The organism is Pantoea sp. QMID4 (assembly GCF_030270445.1).
Lineage (GTDB): Bacteria > Pseudomonadota > Gammaproteobacteria > Enterobacterales > Enterobacteriaceae > Pantoea > Pantoea vagans.
This window is the reverse complement of sequence record NZ_BSXL01000002.1, coordinates 458617-476584: the sequence shown is the minus strand read 5'-3', so window position 1 is coordinate 476584 and position 17968 is coordinate 458617. Positions and strand designations below refer to the sequence as shown.

The following is a 17968-nucleotide window of genomic DNA, read 5'->3' as shown; positions in this document are numbered from 1 at the left end:
ATGACTCAGGATACCATCACCGCAGAACGCACCGGCCTGGTTGCGCCGCACCCGCAGGATAGCGCGCAGCAGGTTGCGATGCTGCCCTCCTCCTGCCCACAGAACCATGCGGCTAACCTGCTGCCATTGCCCGATGGGGATCTGCTTTGCGTCTGGTTTGGCGGGACACAGGAAGGGATCGCCGATATCTCAGTCTGGTGTTCCCGGCTGCCAAAAGGCAGCAATCGCTGGAGTGACGCGCAGAAGCTCTCTGACGATCCGGGTCGCTCAGAACAGAACCCGGTGCTGTTTCTCGATCCCGATCAGGTACTGTGGCTGCTCTGGACGGCGCAGAAATCGGGCAATCAGGATACCGCGATTGTGCGCTATCGCCAGTCTCACGATTTCGGCAAGCGCTGGGGCGAAATCAAAACCCTGCTGGATAAGCCCGGCACCTTTATTCGTCAGCCGATTGTCGTGCTGTCCAACGGCAACTGGTTACTGCCGGTGTTTTACTGCCTGACGCAGCCCGGCGAAAAGTGGGTCGGTAGCTATGACGTCAGCGCGGTAAAAATCTCAGAAGATAAAGGCCAGAGCTGGCGCGACGTCAGCGTACCTGACAGCACCGGCTGCGTTCATATGAACGTGACCCTGCTGGATGATGGCTCGCTGCTGGCGCTCTACCGCAGCCGCTGGGCCGACCATATCTACCAGAGCCGCTCGTTTGATCAGGGTGAAAGCTGGAGTGCGCCTGAACCGCTGTCGCTGCCCAACAATAACTCGTCCATTCAGGTCACGACGCTGCGTAACGGTCATCTGGCGCTGGTGTTCAACGCCATGAGCGCCGAAGGGGCCAGCGAGCGCCGGTTGTCACTGTATGACGAAATTGAAGATGATGAAGAAGACGGTGACGTTGCGGTTGCCGCCGAGCCGGTGGTGCATAGCGGGTGCACCGCCTTCTGGGGTGCGCCACGAGCGCCAATGACGCTGGCTATCTCAACGGATGGCGGCAAAAGCTGGCCGCTGCAGCGCAATCTGGACGAGGGCGACGGCTACTGCATGACCAATAACTCTCAGCAGAAGTTAAACCGTGAGTTCTCTTATCCCAGCATCAAACAGGGCGTGAACGGCGAACTGCATATCGCCTACACCTGGTATCGCCAGGCGATCAAGTATGTGCGGGTCGGGGAGTCCTGGGTGCAGGGAGGTGATGCGTGATTGAAAAGATGGCGCTGGTGACCGGAGCCAGTTCCGGCATCGGCCAGGCGATTGTGGCGCACCTGCTGGATGAGGGCTGGCAGGTTACCGGCCTGAGCCGCTCGGCGATAAACCGGGCAGACACGGGCTGGCAGAGCCATCAGATCGATATCAGCGACAGTGCGGCATTGCAGGCTTTACTGGACAAACTGCCGGTGCCGCAGGCGGTGATCCATGCAGCGGGAATGATGCAGGCCGCGCCGCTCGGGGAGCTGGATCTGAACATCAGCACACGCCTGTGGCAACTGCATGTTGCCGCTGCAGAACAGCTGGCCAATCATTTTGCGCCCCGGATGAGCGCGGGCGGCAGAATCGTGCTGCTGGGCAGTCGCACGTCAGGCGGCGCGTCGGGCCGCAGTCAGTATGTGGCCACCAAATCGGCGATGATCGGCATGGTGCGCAGCTGGGCGGCAGAGCTGGCACCGCGCGGCATTACAGCCAATATCGTGGCGCCCGGTGCTACCGAAACGCCGATGCTGAAACAGCCGGACCGGGCCAGTTCCCCACCGCGCTTGCCGCCAATCGGGCGCTATATTCAGCCGCAGGAAGTGGCCGGGCTGGTCAATTTCCTGCTTTCGCCTGCGGCCGCGGCGATCACCGGTCAGCAGCTGGTGATGTGCGGCGGTGCGTCGCTGAGTTAATGAACAGGCCGGGTGAGTCGGGTGGCCCGGCCTGTATCAGCGTAAGAATTACCGAACGGGTTTACCGTACTGGTTCACAAACTGGCGATAGGCGGCGATCACCAGCAGAAAATCTTCAATGCCGCAGAAGGAGAGGCTCTCTTCGTCGTAATAGTTCATCCCCTCTTCCATCCCGTCATCTTCCAGTGCCAGCAGATTGGCGCGAATCATCACCTCTTCCTCATCCAGCAGGATGGTGTACTCGCTGCCAATGCGCTGCCACTGACGCACGCTGCCTTTGACGTCTTCGATTGCGGCTTCCACTTCATCCAGCAATCCTGGATCGTTTTTCACCTCTTCGTTGAACCAGTGGCCGACCGCTTCATGATCCATCGACATACGAACCTTAATCTGTCCGGTCACATCGCGTAAAAATTCATATTCCATCGCCCGTTCCTTTTAACGTCATCGCGTCACTAAATGCGTGTCAGCGCTGCCTGCGCGGCATAGTGTGACACGTCACGCATTATTACAGGCTGTCTGGCGAAATCCAGCTTTTGATCAAACCGCCCTCAATGCACAGACGTAAAAAAGGGGCGAATCATCGCCCCTTAGTCATGACTGGCAAGTGAAGAATCAGACCGCAGTCTGGAAAATCACGCCGTCAGCTTTATCGGTGTACTGCGCCAGCTGGTCGAAGTTGAGATAGCGATAGGTGTCGCTGGCCGTTTTATCGACCTGCGCCATAAATTGCTGATACTCATCCGGCGTTGGCAGACGGCCTAACAGTGAAGCCACTGCCGCCAGCTCTGCAGATGCCAGGTAGACGTTAGCGCCGGTACCCAGGCGGTTCGGGAAGTTACGGGTCGAAGTGGAGACCACCGTCGAACCATCAGCCACACGTGCCTGGTTACCCATACAGAGTGAACAGCCCGGGATCTCAATACGCGCACCGCTTTTACCAAATACGCTGTAGTAGCCCTCTTCGGTCAGCTGTGCCGCATCCATCTTGGTTGGCGGAGCCACCCACAGACGGGTTGGCAGCTGGCCTTTGTGGCTATCCAGCAGTTTACCAGCAGCACGGAAGTGACCAATGTTGGTCATGCAAGAGCCGATGAACACTTCGTCGATCTTCTCGCCCTGAACGTCGGAGAGCAGACGGGCATCGTCCGGATCGTTTGGCGCACAGAGGATCGGCTCTTTGATGTCAGCCAGATCGATTTCGATCACAGCAGCATATTCAGCATCGGCGTCCGGCTCCAGCAGTTGAGGATCGGCCAGCCATTTCTCCATGCTTTCAACGCGACGCTCCAGCGTACGACGATCGCCGTAGCCTTCTGCGATCATCCACTTCAGCAGTACGATGTTGGAGTTCAGGTATTCGATAATCGGCGCTTTATCCAGCTTGATGGTACAGCCCGCAGCGGAACGCTCGGCTGACGCATCGGACAGCTCAAACGCCTGCTCGACTTTCAGATCCGGCAGACCTTCAATCTCCAGGATGCGGCCTGAGAAGATGTTTTTCTTCCCTTTCTTCTCGACGGTCAGCAGACCCTGTTTGATGGCATACAGCGGAATGGCGTGAACCAGATCGCGCAGGGTAATGCCCGGCTCCATCTTACCTTTGAAGCGCACCAGCACTGATTCCGGCATATCGAGCGGCATGACGCCCGTCGCCGCAGCAAATGCCACCAGGCCTGAGCCCGCCGGGAAAGAGATGCCGATAGGGAAACGGGTATGGGAGTCACCACCGGTGCCCACGGTATCCGGCAGCAGCATACGGTTCAGCCAGCTGTGGATAATGCCGTCGCCCGGACGCAGTGAGACACCGCCACGGTTCATGATGAAGTCAGGCAGCGTATGGTGCGTGCTCACATCCACCGGCTTAGGATACGCGGCGGTGTGACAGAAGGACTGCATCACCAGATCGGTCGAGAAGCCCAGGCAGGCCAGATCTTTCAGCTCATCACGGGTCATCGGACCGGTAGTATCCTGCGAGCCAACTGAGGTCATCTTCGGTTCGCAATAGGCACCCGGACGAATACCGGCGACGCCACAGGCACGGCCAACCATTTTCTGCGCCAGTGAGAAACCACGGGTACTTTCCGCGACATCTTTCGCATGACGGAACACGGTGCTATGCGGCAGACCCAGCGATTCGCGCGCTTTGGTGGTCAGACCGCGACCGATGATCAGCGGAATACGGCCACCGGCGCGGACTTCGTCAATCAGCACTTCGGTTTTAAGTTCGAAGCTGGCCAGCAGGTCGTTGGTTTCATGGTTGCGGACTTCGCCTTTAAACGGATAGATGTCGATGACATCGCCCATGTTCAGGTCATTGACGTCCACTTCAATCGGCAGTGCGCCCGCATCTTCCATGGTATTGAAGAAGATGGGTGCAATTTTGCTGCCCAGCACCACGCCGCCGCCTTTTTTATTCGGCACGTTCGGGATGTCGTCGCCCATAAACCACAGCACCGAGTTGGTGGCGGATTTACGAGAAGAGCCGGTGCCGACAACGTCACCGACATACGCCAGCGGGAAGCCTTTGGTCTTGAGTGTTTCGATCTGTTTGATCGGGCCGATGTTGCCTGCTTCATCCGGCTCAATACCTTCACGGGCATTTTTCAGCATCGCCAGGGCGTGCAAAGGGATGTCAGGACGTGACCAGGCATCCGGGGCTGGAGAGAGGTCGTCCGTGTTGGTTTCGCCAGTAACTTTGAACACCGTAACGGTGATCTTCTCAGCCAGCTCAGGGCGTGACAGATACCACTCCGCATCGGCCCAGGACTGCATCACCTGCTTCGCGTATTCATTACCCGCTTTCGCTTTTTCTTCAACATCATAGAAGTTGTCGAACATCAGCAGCGTGTGTGAAAGGGCTTTCGCCGCGATGGGCGCCAGTTTGCTATCGTCCAGCGCTTCGATCAGCGGATGAATATTGTAACCGCCCTGCATGGTGCCGAGCAGTTCAACCGCTTTTTCAGGAGATATCAGAGGAGAGGTTGCTTCGCCTTTGGCGACAGCCGCCAGGAAACCGGCTTTGACATACGCCGCTTCATCGACGCCAGGTGGGACTCGGTTGACCAATAAATCGGTCAGAAATTCTTCTTCACCCGCAGGTGGATTTTTCAGCAGTTCAACCAGCGTGGCCATCTGGGAAGCCTCTAAAGGCTTAGGTACAATTCCCTGGGCAGCACGCTCGGCAACGTGCTTACGGTATTCTTCTAGCACGACGTTATCCTCGCTCTCATTATGTAGGGCTTTCCGACCACCTTGCTCACTTATGGAGAACACACTTCCCTTTCTCGTCCAGGTTGAGGTGCCCGGTTTCGCGGAGGGCAGAATAGCAGGATTTCGTCTGTTTGTTAATCTGTTTACAAAAATACAACATAATCCACTGCCGCGATTCTTTCCGCCTGTTTTCCCTGTTCAGCCAGCGAAGTGAGCTGAAATGGCTCCCGGCAGCGTAGCGTATTCCACTGAAATGTCAGGATGATGAGATCAATATTGCCGCATTTTAAGCGAAGTGATGCGGTGCGATCGATAACCGAAAGGAATAGAACCTGGCCCGCATGCGGCTCAGTAAAGCGTTCCCTGCGGTTCGCCGCCGGTTATCAGCCATACCAGCCTGTGCGTCCGCGAAAATGCCCCCTGAAACGACTGACGTTGCAGGGGGCCGGAACGATCAGAAAGAGGCCATTATGACCACTCTCTGGCAGGTTGATTTTTCAGGTTTTTCGGAAAATTGGCGGGCAGCTGATCAGGCGGGCAGTCAATCACGCTTTCGTTGTTTTCACCGACATCACGAATCACGGTCAGCGTCGCGAACTCATCAATCACTTCAGTTGGATAAGCCGGACCCGCTTCGCGGAATTTCGCCATCTCTTCCAGGTGATTATTCTGGAAGCAGACGGTTTTTTCCGGATTGTTCATGACCCAGCGTGGGAAGAAAATGGTGCCGTGGAAAATTTTATCCGCCAGATTAACGGCCAGGCTGACATCAGTGCCGGTGGGTTCAGTCCAGGAGACTTTATAGACATCCTGCGCCAGCCGAACCACATAAACATGCTGATTTTTAACCCAGCGATTGCCGACCATGCCACTGTGAATGCGATAGTCGATGGTGCTGGCATTTTTAATGTAGAGCTCGTAGTTCCAGCCGTTGTCATAAGTGTAAACCAGATGTTTGCCAACGATGCCAGACAGGTCATGTTTATCAAAAGTGCTCATGATTAATTCCTCATTTGTTTTCCCTGAGGTGATTATTGCGCGTTACAAAGTCGATAAATAACGCTATTTTTAGTACTGAATAATTCAATTTTTAGATGATTCACCATGTACAAAACAACGCTGGAACAGTGGTATCTGCTCGACGCCGTCGTAAAGGAAGGGAGTTTTGCGCTGGCAGCGGAGAAGAATAATCGTAGCCAGTCCTCATTGAGCTATCAGTTGAGTCTGCTTCAACAACGACTGGACATAGAACTACTGGAGCAGGTGGGACGCCGTGCCGTCCTGAGTGCTCAAGGACATCAGTTACTTGCACAGGTACGTCCACTACTGGAAGGATTTAGCGCGCTTGAGGCTAAGGCCAGTGCCCTGCGACGGGGTGAACGTTCGCGTATTGATTTAATGGTGGATGCCACCTTTCCTAAACCTCTGCTGTTTGATGTGCTCAATATATTTCAGCAACGCTATCCACATGTGCGCATCTGGTTCAGCGAAATTGTCCGCAGCGAAACACCAGACAGGCTGGCGGAACAACAGGCCGATCTCTGGCTGGTGGCACAATATGGCGCTGAGCCATTGGCTGGCGAAAGCCTGATGAGCGTCGATTTTGTCGCCGTCGCCCATCGCGATCACCCGCTGCACAGTGAACCTGCCCCGCTTAATGCTGCCACACTGGCGCGCTGGCCCTGCATTACCATTCTGGATCGCCAGCAACAGCAGCAGTCAGAGGTGAGTGGCGATCAGGCAGAGAACTGGTCATTCACTACCCTGTCGGCAGCGATTGAAGCGGTCCAGCACCAGCTAGGCTATGGCTGGCTGCCAGAACAGAATATCGCTGGCCTCTTAGAGAGCGGTGAACTCCGTCCCCTGCCGCTGCTTCAGGGCCGCCGGCGCAGTAGTACGCTGGTGATGTACATCAATGAAGAGAGGCTGCCCGGTAACAGCGCCATCGCTGAACTGGCGCAGATGTTTGTGGAGCGGGTGGCGCAGGAAAAGCGCATAGCTGAGCGCTAAGGAGGCTGAGTTTGTTTCCGTTGACGCGGGGAACACGCAAAAAACACGCATTCCAAAGATTAAGCTGCGGTTTATCCCCCCTCAAGCGTGGAACACCAGATTGTCGATCATTGGAAGGCCCCTGATTGGGGCTATATAAGGCTGTGGTGAAGGCCGGAACGCTGCTCAAGTAATAGAAATCATTGAGTACAGACTATAGTAATCTATATCTTAATTGACCTGCTCCCAGTATTAGATACAACTTTCAGTTAGTAATGTCGGTTGATTTTTCTTCATGTTTCCCGTTACGCCAGCCTGCTGCAAATTCAGATGGCGTCTGGTAATTCAACGATGAATGCGGTCTGGACTCGTTATAGTCCTGCCGCCAGTCATTAATGATTTTCCGGGCATGAAGAACATCGCTGAACCAGTGCTCATTCAGGCATTCATCCCGAAAGCGACCGTTAAAACTCTCAATAAATCCGTTCTGAGTTGGCTTGCCCGGCTGGATTAAGCGCAACTCAACACTATGTTCAAAGGCCCATTGATCCAGCGCGCGGCAGGTAAATTCCGGGCCCTGATCCGTTCTTATCGTCGCAGGATATCCACGAAACAGCGCAATGCTGTCCAGAATACGCGCGACCTGTACACCTGAAATCCCAAAAGCGGCGGTGATCGTCAGACACTCCTTCGTGAAATCATCCACACAGGTTAGGCACTTAATCCGGCGGCCGCTGGCAAGTGCATCCATGACAAAATCCATCGACCATGTCAGGTTCGGCGCATCCGGGCGAAGAAGCGGAAGCCGTTCAATCACCAGACCCTTACGGCGCCGCCTGCGTTTTACACCCAGACCGTTAAGGTGATAGATGCGGTAAACCCGCTTGTGGTTGACGTGAAGGCCCTCCCGACGCAATAACTGCCAGATGCGCCGGTAACCAAACCGGCGGCGTTCAAGTGCCACTCTGTGATGCGTAGAGACAGTTGCGCGTCAGCAGCCGGACGCTGAGCGGAATAACGGCAGGTTGAAAGTGACAGACCGGCCAGCCTGCAGGCACGGCGTTGGGACAGACCCGTTGTCTCACACATGACTTCCACGGCTTCCCGCTTCTGGTCTGTCGTCAGAACTTTCGGCCCAGAGCCACCTGAAGCGCCTCCTTATCCAGCATGGCTTCAGCGAGCAGCTTCCTGAGGCGGGCGTTCTCTTCCTCAAGTGACTTCAGGCGCTTAACCTCGGGCACCTCCATACCGCCATACTTCTTGCGCCAGGTGTAAAAGGTGGCGTCAGAAATGGCGTGTTTACGGCAGAGTTCACGTGCAGAAACCCCGGCTTCTGCCTCGCGGAGAATACTGATGATCTGTTCGTCGGAAAATCGCTTCTTCATGGGGATGTCCTCATGTGGCTTATGAAGACATTACTAACATCGCGGTTTATTAATCAACGGGGAGCAGGTCAAAACTGCTCGTAAAGCCTTTAAGCAAGAAGGCCTCATAGACTTTAGGCACAGCCTTCACCGGCTTGAGTTTAACCACTGCTATGATCGAGTGGTGGTTTACTCTCTTAGAATCCCTGCTGACAGCAACTTTACTGTATCAAGGGTTGATAAAATCACAATACAGGACAGCGAGAGTCATTGGCACTTACTCAATATTGAAAGCATTGAGATAGACCGTGTTCCTTACGATGCGATCAACAATGGCACAGTCGGCATCAAGGTTGATAGGATAGTGCCGGGAGCAAGGGACTACTATGTAGTCAAAGTAAGCGAGGATAAGGGGCTTCAGGATGCGTAGCTACAGTGAGATCGCGAAGCGTATAGCCAAAATCATCATATCACCTGAATCTGCTATTGGGCTCGTTCACGGTATCTTGTCTGTACCTACAGACATTGGCTATCTTGGGTATGGCTTCATCGATACCGACAGCCGCTATCAACGTGAAACAGAGAAGATTAGGATGATCGGGGCTATCCGGCATGGCATTCTGGAAAATCACAACTTCATGAAGACTATCGAGATTATACTCAATATCTTCAACAAGAACGTGCCTGAAGCCAGGCAGAACGCTATCTATAGCAAAACGATGGCTTCAGTTGCTGGCCGGACGCTTACGAACTCACTAATAGCAGGAAGGTTAGCAACTACCATTGCGCAGCGTAGCTCGTTTCTTGTTGCGGTCAGAGGTGGCCTAATTGGTAATGCTTTACTCATCGGTGGCATGACAGAGAGATGTGTCTACACCTCTGAAAAGCTGCAAAAGAGCAATCCTGAAGTCTATAATGCATTACGCGTGCGGAACTATGATTTACTCTACTTCCTACTTGAGCCAGCTCTGAACCCGTTCTTAGAAGCTCTCCATGTGAAGCGAACGCAAGGGCAACCGGCTTTTGAACGGATCATTGAAATGGTAGAGAAGGAGGTAAACGCTAATGCGAGATAATGAGTCTACCAAGCTGAGCTTAGGTAAACGCATAATGTATAGCCTTATAGAGGTGTCAGGTGCGATCATAGGCGGGTTGCTGCTCCTTCTGTGCTGCTACTGGTTCTTTCACTATGAAACCTGGCATGAGCGGCTGATGGCGATTGGTCTGTCTATCGGGGTTGTCTATCTGATAGGTAAGGTCTTACCTGAACGGCCAAATCAGTAAGCCCCTCATGGGGCTATACTCAGTTTTATCAGCTCAGACTTCACCTGGAAGTTACCCGTTATTTATACAGGTATTTATCAGAGTACATTTGGATTGAATTCTTCTCAGCCCCGAGGCCTTTTCCATCAGGTAATATTTCCATAAGCGTCCGGCCAGGGCACATTTTCCCCTGATGAGTTCGCTAATTATTAAGTGAGCCAGCCAGTCATCAAGATCAGATTTTAATGTGTCGGGTTCACCATACAGCTTTTTGCGGAACGTCACCTGTTATAATTCCTGCAATATCGTCATGTGGAACCGCATCGCAGATGCCGTTCGTCTGTGGTGACATCGCTTTGGTCTTCGTATGGTCTATATCATTTATTGCCAGACAAAGTTGATAATCATGCTGCTCCACTTTGCCACAGTACTCTATGCCTCCTTCGGTCAGTATTCTTAGAATTAGCAGGTCCTGAGACGCATAAAATGATAATACACGGTCATTCAGCAGATCTGCCGTTGCAATAATACGTGTCACGTGGGATACCCATGATTTACAGGCGGTTTATCCCCCGCTTATGCGGGGAGCACTCTAAATTTATTGCCTGATTACTAAATACTTATTCGCACTCAAAAATTCCACCAAATTTAACGTTCGGATTTCACTCAACACCCCATCTAATCCCAGCCCATAATCCAGACCAAAAAAAAGCCCCCATAATGGGAGCTTTCTTTTTTCAGCAGCAGAAACTTACTTCTTCTTCGCTTTCGCGTTAGGCAGATCGGTGATGCTACCTTCGAAGATTTCTGCAGCCAGACCGACTGACTCATGCAGGGTCGGGTGAGCGTGGATGGTCAGCGCAATATCTTCCGCATCACAACCCATCTCAATGGCCAGACCGATTTCGCCTAACAGCTCGCCGCCGTTAGTACCGACAATCGCGCCACCGATAATACGGTGCGTCTCTTTGTCGAAAATCAGCTTGGTCATGCCGTCTGCACAATCAGAAGCGATAGCACGGCCAGAGGCAGCCCACGGGAAGGTGGAGGTCTCATAGCTGATGCCCTTCTCTTTCGCTTCTTTCTCGGTCAGACCAACCCAGGCAACTTCTGGCTCAGTATAGGCAATTGAAGGGATCACTTTCGGATCGAAGTAGTGCTTCAGACCAGAGATCACTTCAGCCGCAACGTGGCCTTCATGCACGCCTTTGTGCGCCAGCATTGGCTGACCGACGATGTCGCCGATAGCGTAGATGTGTGGAACGTTGGTGCGCATCTGTTTGTCGACGCGGATGAAGCCGCGATCGTCCACTTCCACGCCCGCTTTACCGGCATCCAGACCTTTACCGTTCGGCACACGACCAATAGCAACCAGCACCGCGTCATAACGCTGCGCTTCGCCTGGTGCTTTTTTACCTTCCATTGAAACGTAAATGCCATCGTCTTTTGCTTCAACGGCGGTCACTTTCGTTTCCAGCATCAGGTTAAATTTCTTGCTGATTTTCCTGGTAAAGACTTTCACCACGTCTTTATCCGCAGCCGGGATAACCTGGTCGAACATCTCAACCACATCGATCTCTGAACCCAGCGCGTGATATACCGTCGCCATTTCCAGACCGATGATACCGCCGCCCATGACCAGCAGACGCTTCGGCACTTCTTTCAGTTCCAGCGCATCGGTAGAGTCCCAGACGCGTGGATCTTCATGTGGAATGAATGGCAGTTCGATTGGGCGTGAACCCGCAGCAATGATGGCGTTATCGAAGTTGATGGTGGTCGCGCCGCCTTCTCCTTCAACCACCAGGGTGTTAGCACCGGTGAATTTACCCAGGCCATTCACCACGGTGACTTTACGACCTTTTGCCATACCAGACAGGCCGCCAGTCAACTGGTTGATAACCTTCTCTTTCCAGCTGCGAATCTTGTTAATATCAGTAGATGGCTGGCCAAACACAATGCCGTGCTCTTCAAGTGCTTTCGCCTCTTCAATCACTTTAGCAACGTGCAGCAGCGCTTTAGATGGGATACAACCGACGTTCAGACAAACACCACCGAGGGTGCTGTAACGCTCTACCAGTACGGTTTCCAGACCTAAATCCGCACAACGGAAGGCTGCAGAGTAACCTGCAGGACCTGCCCCAAGTACCACGACCTGGGTTTTAATCTCTGTACTCATCATGACCTCTTAATTGATATCCGGCGGGTCAGACGTTCTTATAATGCCCTTGTTCCACCGGGACTTTCACCGCAAGAGTTTACAGAATTGTTAACAGACTGCCAACAGCGGCGCGACGAATCGTTACAGGAAGGCCGGCATCCGCCGGCCTTCTTCACATTTACATAACTAAACGACGAATGTCAGACAACATATTGCCGATAATGGTGATGAATCGCGCACCATCAGCACCGTCGATCACGCGGTGGTCGAAGGAGAGAGAAATCGGCATCATCAGACGCGGCGTAAACTCTTTACCATTCCACACCGGTTCCATCGCCGATTTAGAGACACCCAGGATAGCCACTTCCGGCGCGTTAACGATCGGCGCGAAATGTGTGGTACCCAGGCCGCCCAGGCTGGAGATGGTGAAACATCCGCCCTGCATGTCGCCCGCTGTCAGTTTACCGTCACGCGCTTTCTTCGAAATCGCCATCAGTTCACGCGACAGCTCGGTGATGCCCTTCTTGTTCACGTCTTTGAAGACCGGAACAACCAGGCCATTTGGCGTATCAACCGCCACACCGATGTTGATGTATTTCTTCAGCGTCAGTTTCTGTGCATCTTCAGACAGCGAGCTGTTGAAGCGTGGCATCTGCTCAAGCGCCGCAGCGACCGCTTTCATGATGAACACGACAGGCGTGTACTTCACATCCAGCTTACGCTTCTCTGCTTCAGCATTCTGCTGCTTACGGAACGCTTCCAGATCGGTGATATCGGTTTTGTCGAAATGCGTAACGTGCGGGATCATCACCCAATTACGGCTCAGGTTCGCGCCAGAAATTTTCTGGATACGACCCAGTTCGACTTCTTCGATTTCGCCAAACTTACTGAAATCAACTTTCGGCCATGGCAGCATGCCCGGCAGACCACCGCCGCTTGCTGCAGCAGGTGCTGCTTCAGCGCGTTTCACGGCATCTTTCACGTAAGTCTGGACGTCTTCTTTCAGAATGCGACCTTTACGGCCGGTGCCTTTGACTTTCGCCAGGTTAACACCGAACTCGCGTGCCAGGCGACGGATCACCGGGGTCGCGTGAACGTAAGCATCATTCTCTGCAAACTCACCTTTGCTGTCGGCTTTGGCTGCTGGTGCCGCGTCGGCTGGCTTAGCATCAGATTTCGCAGCAGGCGCCGAGGCGGCTTCCTGTTTCGCTGCCGCAGGGGCGGCCGGAGCAGCACCTTCGACTTCGAACACCATGATCAATGAGCCGGTGCTGACTTTATCGCCGGTTGCGACTTTCAGCTCTTTGACCGTACCTGCAAACGGCGCAGGGACTTCCATTGAGGCTTTGTCGCCTTCAACCACGATGAGTGACTGCTCAGCGTCAACTTTGTCGCCAACTTTAACGAGGATCTCGGTGACTTCGACTTCATCACCACCGATATCCGGCACGTTGACTTCTTTTACGCCCGCAGCAGCGGCGGGTGCTGATGCCGCTTCTTCTTTCACTTCTGGCTTCGCGTCAGAGGCCGGTGCTGCGCCTTCTGCTTCAAAGACCATGATGGCTGAACCGGTGCTGACTTTGTCGCCGGTCGCAATGGTGATCTCTTTGACCACACCCGCGAACGGAGCCGGAACTTCCATTGAGGCTTTATCACCTTCCACCACAATCAGTGACTGCTCGGCTTCGACTTTGTCGCCAACCTTGACCAGAATCTCAGTGACTTCGACTTCGTCACCGCCGATATCCGGAACCGCCACTTCTTTGCTGGCAGTGGCCGCAGCAGCGGCTGGCGCTGGCGCCGCGTCCGCTTTTTTCTCTGCGGCCGGTGCCGGTGCTGCTTCAGCAGCACCTTCAGCATCAAACATCATGATCAGTGAGCCGGTCTCAACTTTGTCACCGGTAGAGATCGTAATCTCTTTCACTACGCCAGCCTGTGGCGAGGGCACTTCCATTGAGGCTTTATCGCCTTCCACGGTGATCAGCGACTGCTCGGCTTCCACCTTGTCGCCAACTTTCACCAGAATCTCGGTAACTTCAACTTCGTCAGACCCGATATCCGGTACCTTAATTTCGATAGCCATTACTCTATTACCTCTTAAGCCAGACGCGGGTTAACTTTATCGGCATCGATATTGAATTTGGTGATCGCATCGGCCACCACTTTCTTCTCGATTTCGCCGCGTTTAGCCAGCTCACCCAGCGCGGCAACCACCACATAAGATGCATCAACTTCGAAGTGATGACGCAGATTCTCACGGCTGTCAGAGCGACCAAAGCCATCGGTACCCAGTACGCGATAATCGCTGGCCGGGACATAGCTACGAACCTGCTCAGCGAACAGTTTCATGTAGTCGGTTGAAGCAACAGCTGGTGCGTCGTTCATCACCTGAGCGATGTAAGGTACGCGCGCTTCTTCAGTCGGATGCAGCATGTTCCAGCGCTCACAATCCTGGCCATCACGCGCCAGTTCGGTGAACGAGGTCACGCTGTAGACATCAGAGCCGATACCGTAATCTTTCGCCAGGATCTGCGCCGCTTCACGCACGTGACGCAGAATAGAACCTGAACCCAGCAGCTGCACTTTACCTTTGCTGCCCTCTACCGTTTCCAGCTTGTAGATACCCTTACGGATACCTTCTTCCACTCCCTGCGGCATGGCTGGCATATGGTAGTTTTCATTCAGCGTGGTGATGTAGTAGTAAACGTTCTCCTGCGCTTCGCCATACATACGCACCAGACCGTCATGCATAATGACTGCGACTTCATAAGCGTAAGATGGATCGTAAGAGATACAGTTCGGGATAGTCAGCGACTGGATATGGCTGTGGCCATCTTCGTGCTGCAGACCTTCGCCGTTCAGGGTCGTACGACCCGAGGTGCCGCCGACCAGGAAGCCGCGCGCCTGCTGGTCGCCCGCCAGCCACATCAGATCGCCGATACGCTGGAAGCCGAACATCGAGTAATAGATGTAGAACGGAATCATCGGCAGGTTGTTGGTGCTGTAAGAGGTCGCTGCAGCCAGCCAGGATGAACCTGCGCCCAGCTCGTTGATCCCTTCCTGCAGAATCTGGCCTTTCTCGTCTTCTTTATAGTAAGCGACCTGCTCACGGTCCTGCGGGGTGTACTGCTGACCGTTCGGGCTGTAGATACCAATCTGACGGAACAGACCTTCCATACCAAAGGTACGCGCTTCATCGGCAAGGATCGGAACCAGACGATCCTTGATCGACTTGTTCTTCAGCATCACGTTCAGGGCACGCACAAAGGCGATTGTGGTCGAGATCTCTTTGTTCTGCTCATCCAGCAGCGCACTGAACTCTTCGAGCGCTGGCATTTCCAGCTTCTCAGTGAACTTCGGCTGACGCGTTGGCAGGTAGCCGCCTAACTTCTCGCGCTGACCGTGCAGATAAGCATGCTCTTCTGTGCCTTTCTCGAAGGTGACGTACGGCAGTTCTTCGATTTTATCGTCAGCAACCGGCACGTTGAAGCGATCACGGATATAGCGTACGCCATCCATGTTCATCTTCTTCACCTGGTGGGCAATGTTTTTGCCTTCCGCGGTGTCGCCCATACCATAACCTTTAATGGTATGCGCCAGGATCAGTACGGGCTTGCCTTTGGTATCCTGCGCTTTTTTCAGTGCTGCATAGATTTTCTTCGGATCGTGGCCGCCACGGTTCAATGCCCAGATTTCATCATCGGACATATCTTTAACCAGCGCCGCGGTTTCCGGATATTTGCCGAAGAAGTGCTCACGCACATAGGCACCATCACGGGATTTGAAGGTCTGATAGTCGCCGTCAACGGTTTCGTTCATCAGCTGAATCAGCTTACCGCTGGTATCTTTGCGCAGCAGCTCATCCCAGCGTCCGCCCCAGATGACCTTGATCACTTCCCAGCCAGCACCGGCAAAGATGCCTTCCAGCTCGTTGATGATCTTGCCATTACCGGTTACCGGGCCATCCAGACGCTGCAGGTTGCAGTTGATGATGAAGACCAGGTTATCCAGTTTTTCACGGGTGGCGATGGTGATCGCACCTTTAGATTCCGGCTCATCCATCTCGCCGTCACCCAGGAAGGCGTAAACGGTCTGAGCAGAGGTGTCTTTCAGCCCACGGTGTTCCAGATACTTCAGGAACTTCGCCTGATAGATCGCTGACAATGGACCCAGACCCATTGATACGGTCGGGAACTGCCAGAATTCCGGCATTAATTTCGGGTGCGGATAAGAAGAGAGGCCTTTACCGTCAACTTCCTGACGGAAGTTGTTCATCTGATCTTCAGTCAGGCGACCTTCAAGGAACGCACGGGCGTAGATGCCTGGAGAGATATGGCCCTGGAAATAGACCAGATCGCCGCCATCTTTGTCACTGCGCGCGCGGAAGAAGTGGTTGAAGCACACTTCATAAATCGTTGCAGAAGACTGGAAGGAGGACATATGGCCACCGAGTTCCAGATCTTTCTTGGATGCGCGCAGCACCGACATGATGGCGTTCCAGCGGATTGCGGAACGGATACGACGTTCAAGAGAGGTGTTGCCCGGATAATCGGGTTCATCTTCAACGGCAATAGAGTTGATGTAGTTGCTGATTGCAGACGAACCTGCAGCCACTTTTACGCCGCCTTTGCGGGCTGCACCCAGTACCTGATCAATCAGATACTGTGCACGTTCAACACCTTCTTCACGGATGACCGATTCGATCGCCTGTAGCCAGTCACGAGTTTCGATCGGATCCACGTCATTGTGTAAACGTTCTGACATGGGTGTGTTCCTTATCTGTGTCTAATACGTTGAATAATCGGGAGCCTGTTAAAGCAGATGCAGGCAGCCTCGTCTGATGTCCGTACGATCTTTGTCGCACGTTATTCCTTACGTTGCTGTAAACGACGCAGGGAGCGTTCCCGACGGCTCTGCTCCCGACTTCTGTCCAGCAAGATTTCCTCTATGAACGCCAGGTGACGGTGTGAAGCCTCGCGCGCTTTTTCTGGCTCACGAGCCACAATCGCCTCAAAGATTCTGGCGCGGTGACCGCTCACTTTTGCCAGCATTTCCCGGCGCGAGTAGAGCAATTCGAAATTCTGACGGACGTTTTGTTCCAGCATAGGGCCCATTGAGCGTAGCAAATGTAAAAGCACAACATTATGGGCCGCTTCTGTGACAGCGATCTGATACTGCATCACTGCGTCCGCTTCAGCGTCTAAATCGCCGCTGTCCTGTGCCTGCTGGATGTTCACATGGCAGTCGCGAATGCGCAGCAGGTCTTCCTCTGTGCCGCGCAGTGCCGCGTAATAGGCGGCGATGCCTTCTAAGGCATGGCGCGTTTCCAGCAGATCAAATTGTGATTCCGGATGGTCGGCGAGAAGCTCAACGAGGGGATCGCTCATGCTTTGCCAGAGATGCTCCTGTACAAATGTTCCGCCACCCTGTCGGCGCAGCAATAATCCTTTGGCTTCTAAGCGCTGGATCGCTTCGCGAAGAGATGGACGTGAGACATCGAATTGTTTAGCGAGTTCGCGCTCAGGGAGAAGCTTCTCTCCCGGACGCAGGGTCCCTTCCATAATCAGGGATTCGAGCTGTTGCTCGATAGCATCGGAGAGCTTGGGTTGGCGAATCTTACTGTAAGCCATCATCCCTTCTTATTAAGCCAATCGTCCGGAGTAAATTGGTAATACCAATTGTAAAGAGGTGCCGGTAAAGTAACAAAGTATTCACCTTGTGTCTATATGGTGTCTGCGACATTCACCTCCCTCGCAAGCCTGTGCTGACGCTAACTCGCGGTTAAAAAAATGAAAAATCCACGTTTCTGTAAATGTTAAATAAATGCACTTTTACCAAACCTTACACCCACCCAGGGCCTGAGCGCAGCGATAACCATAAGTGAAAGCTATTCGTCATTAACGGCATTTCATGGCAGAAGTTTGCGGGGGACAGACGTGACCGGGACGGCGTTTTTTCAGTCAACTCTCAGCACGAAAAGCAAAAGCAGGTGCAAAGCGATTCGCTTATCACTATTCTTGTCGCCAGGGTAGCAGATGGCAGCATTCAGCACGCCAGATACCGTAAAATAATCAATACGTTATTGTAACTACTTCATTACAGCG

At 53.5% G+C, this 17968-nt stretch carries 11 protein-coding genes and 2 pseudogenes; 4 read left to right on the top strand and 9 right to left on the bottom strand.

Annotation, left to right across the window (positions count from 1 at the left end):
* Entirely contained in the window at positions 1 to 1197 is a 1197-nt protein-coding gene (locus tag QSK07_RS06985; protein ID WP_285721194.1) for a sialidase family protein, read from the top strand.
* Between the two features lie 8 nt (positions 1198 to 1205).
* A complete protein-coding gene (locus QSK07_RS06980) occupies positions 1206 to 1877 on the top strand; it encodes an SDR family NAD(P)-dependent oxidoreductase (RefSeq protein ID WP_285721226.1) in 672 nt (223 codons plus the stop codon).
* Positions 1878 to 1925: 48 nt separating this feature from the next.
* Here the strand turns inward: QSK07_RS06980 and yacL are convergent, their stop codons facing one another.
* The 3 genes from yacL to QSK07_RS06965 all read right to left on the bottom strand — a co-directional run bounded on the left by yacL (position 1926) and on the right by QSK07_RS06965 (position 6089).
* Positions 1926 to 2303, bottom strand: coding sequence for a protein YacL (yacL, locus tag QSK07_RS06975; protein WP_061061620.1), 378 nt, complete (start codon positions 2301 to 2303; stop codon positions 1926 to 1928).
* Between the two features lie 189 nt (positions 2304 to 2492).
* Positions 2493 to 5090, bottom strand: a complete 2598-nt coding sequence (acnB, locus tag QSK07_RS06970; protein ID WP_098051472.1) for a bifunctional aconitate hydratase 2/2-methylisocitrate dehydratase — start codon at positions 5088 to 5090, stop codon at positions 2493 to 2495.
* A 468-nt stretch (positions 5091 to 5558) separates the two neighbouring features.
* Positions 5559 to 6089 carry a phenolic acid decarboxylase gene (locus tag QSK07_RS06965; RefSeq protein ID WP_285721193.1) on the bottom strand — a complete coding sequence of 177 codons (531 nt, stop codon included), beginning with the start codon at positions 6087 to 6089 and terminating at the stop codon, positions 5559 to 5561.
* Positions 6090 to 6194: 105 nt separating this feature from the next.
* Between QSK07_RS06965 and QSK07_RS06960 the strand changes: the two genes are divergently transcribed.
* Positions 6195 to 7100: a LysR family transcriptional regulator gene (locus tag QSK07_RS06960; RefSeq protein WP_285721192.1), complete on the top strand. Its 906-nt coding sequence runs from the start codon at positions 6195 to 6197 to the stop codon at positions 7098 to 7100.
* A gap of 244 nt (positions 7101 to 7344) precedes the next feature.
* Here the strand turns inward: QSK07_RS06960 and QSK07_RS06955 are convergent.
* Positions 7345 to 8464: pseudogene (locus QSK07_RS06955) on the bottom strand (IS3 family transposase).
* 401 nt (positions 8465 to 8865) lie between these two features.
* Here QSK07_RS06955 and QSK07_RS06950 point away from each other — a divergent pair.
* Positions 8866 to 9519: an Ssp6 family T6SS pore-forming effector gene (locus tag QSK07_RS06950; protein WP_285721191.1), complete on the top strand. Its 654-nt coding sequence runs from the start codon at positions 8866 to 8868 to the stop codon at positions 9517 to 9519.
* Positions 9520 to 9785: 266 nt separating this feature from the next.
* Here the strand turns inward: QSK07_RS06950 and QSK07_RS06945 are convergent.
* The 5 genes and pseudogenes from QSK07_RS06945 to pdhR form a co-directional block, all read right to left on the bottom strand.
* A pseudogene (locus QSK07_RS06945) lies at positions 9786 to 10232 on the bottom strand (transposase family protein); the annotation flags it as partial.
* Between the two features lie 225 nt (positions 10233 to 10457).
* Positions 10458 to 11882 carry a dihydrolipoyl dehydrogenase gene (gene lpdA / locus QSK07_RS06940; protein ID WP_275220686.1) on the bottom strand — a complete coding sequence of 475 codons (1425 nt, stop codon included), beginning with the start codon at positions 11880 to 11882 and terminating at the stop codon, positions 10458 to 10460.
* Positions 11883 to 12042: 160 nt separating this feature from the next.
* A complete protein-coding gene (aceF, locus tag QSK07_RS06935; RefSeq protein ID WP_285721190.1) occupies positions 12043 to 13947 on the bottom strand; it encodes a pyruvate dehydrogenase complex dihydrolipoyllysine-residue acetyltransferase in 1905 nt (634 codons plus the stop codon).
* Between the two features lie 14 nt (positions 13948 to 13961).
* Positions 13962 to 16628: a pyruvate dehydrogenase (acetyl-transferring), homodimeric type gene (gene aceE, locus QSK07_RS06930; RefSeq protein ID WP_285721189.1), complete on the bottom strand. Its 2667-nt coding sequence runs from the start codon at positions 16626 to 16628 to the stop codon at positions 13962 to 13964.
* A gap of 101 nt (positions 16629 to 16729) precedes the next feature.
* Positions 16730 to 17494 carry a pyruvate dehydrogenase complex transcriptional repressor PdhR gene (gene pdhR / locus QSK07_RS06925; RefSeq protein WP_033731582.1) on the bottom strand — a complete coding sequence of 255 codons (765 nt, stop codon included), beginning with the start codon at positions 17492 to 17494 and terminating at the stop codon, positions 16730 to 16732.
* Positions 17495 to 17968 lie beyond the last annotated feature (474 nt).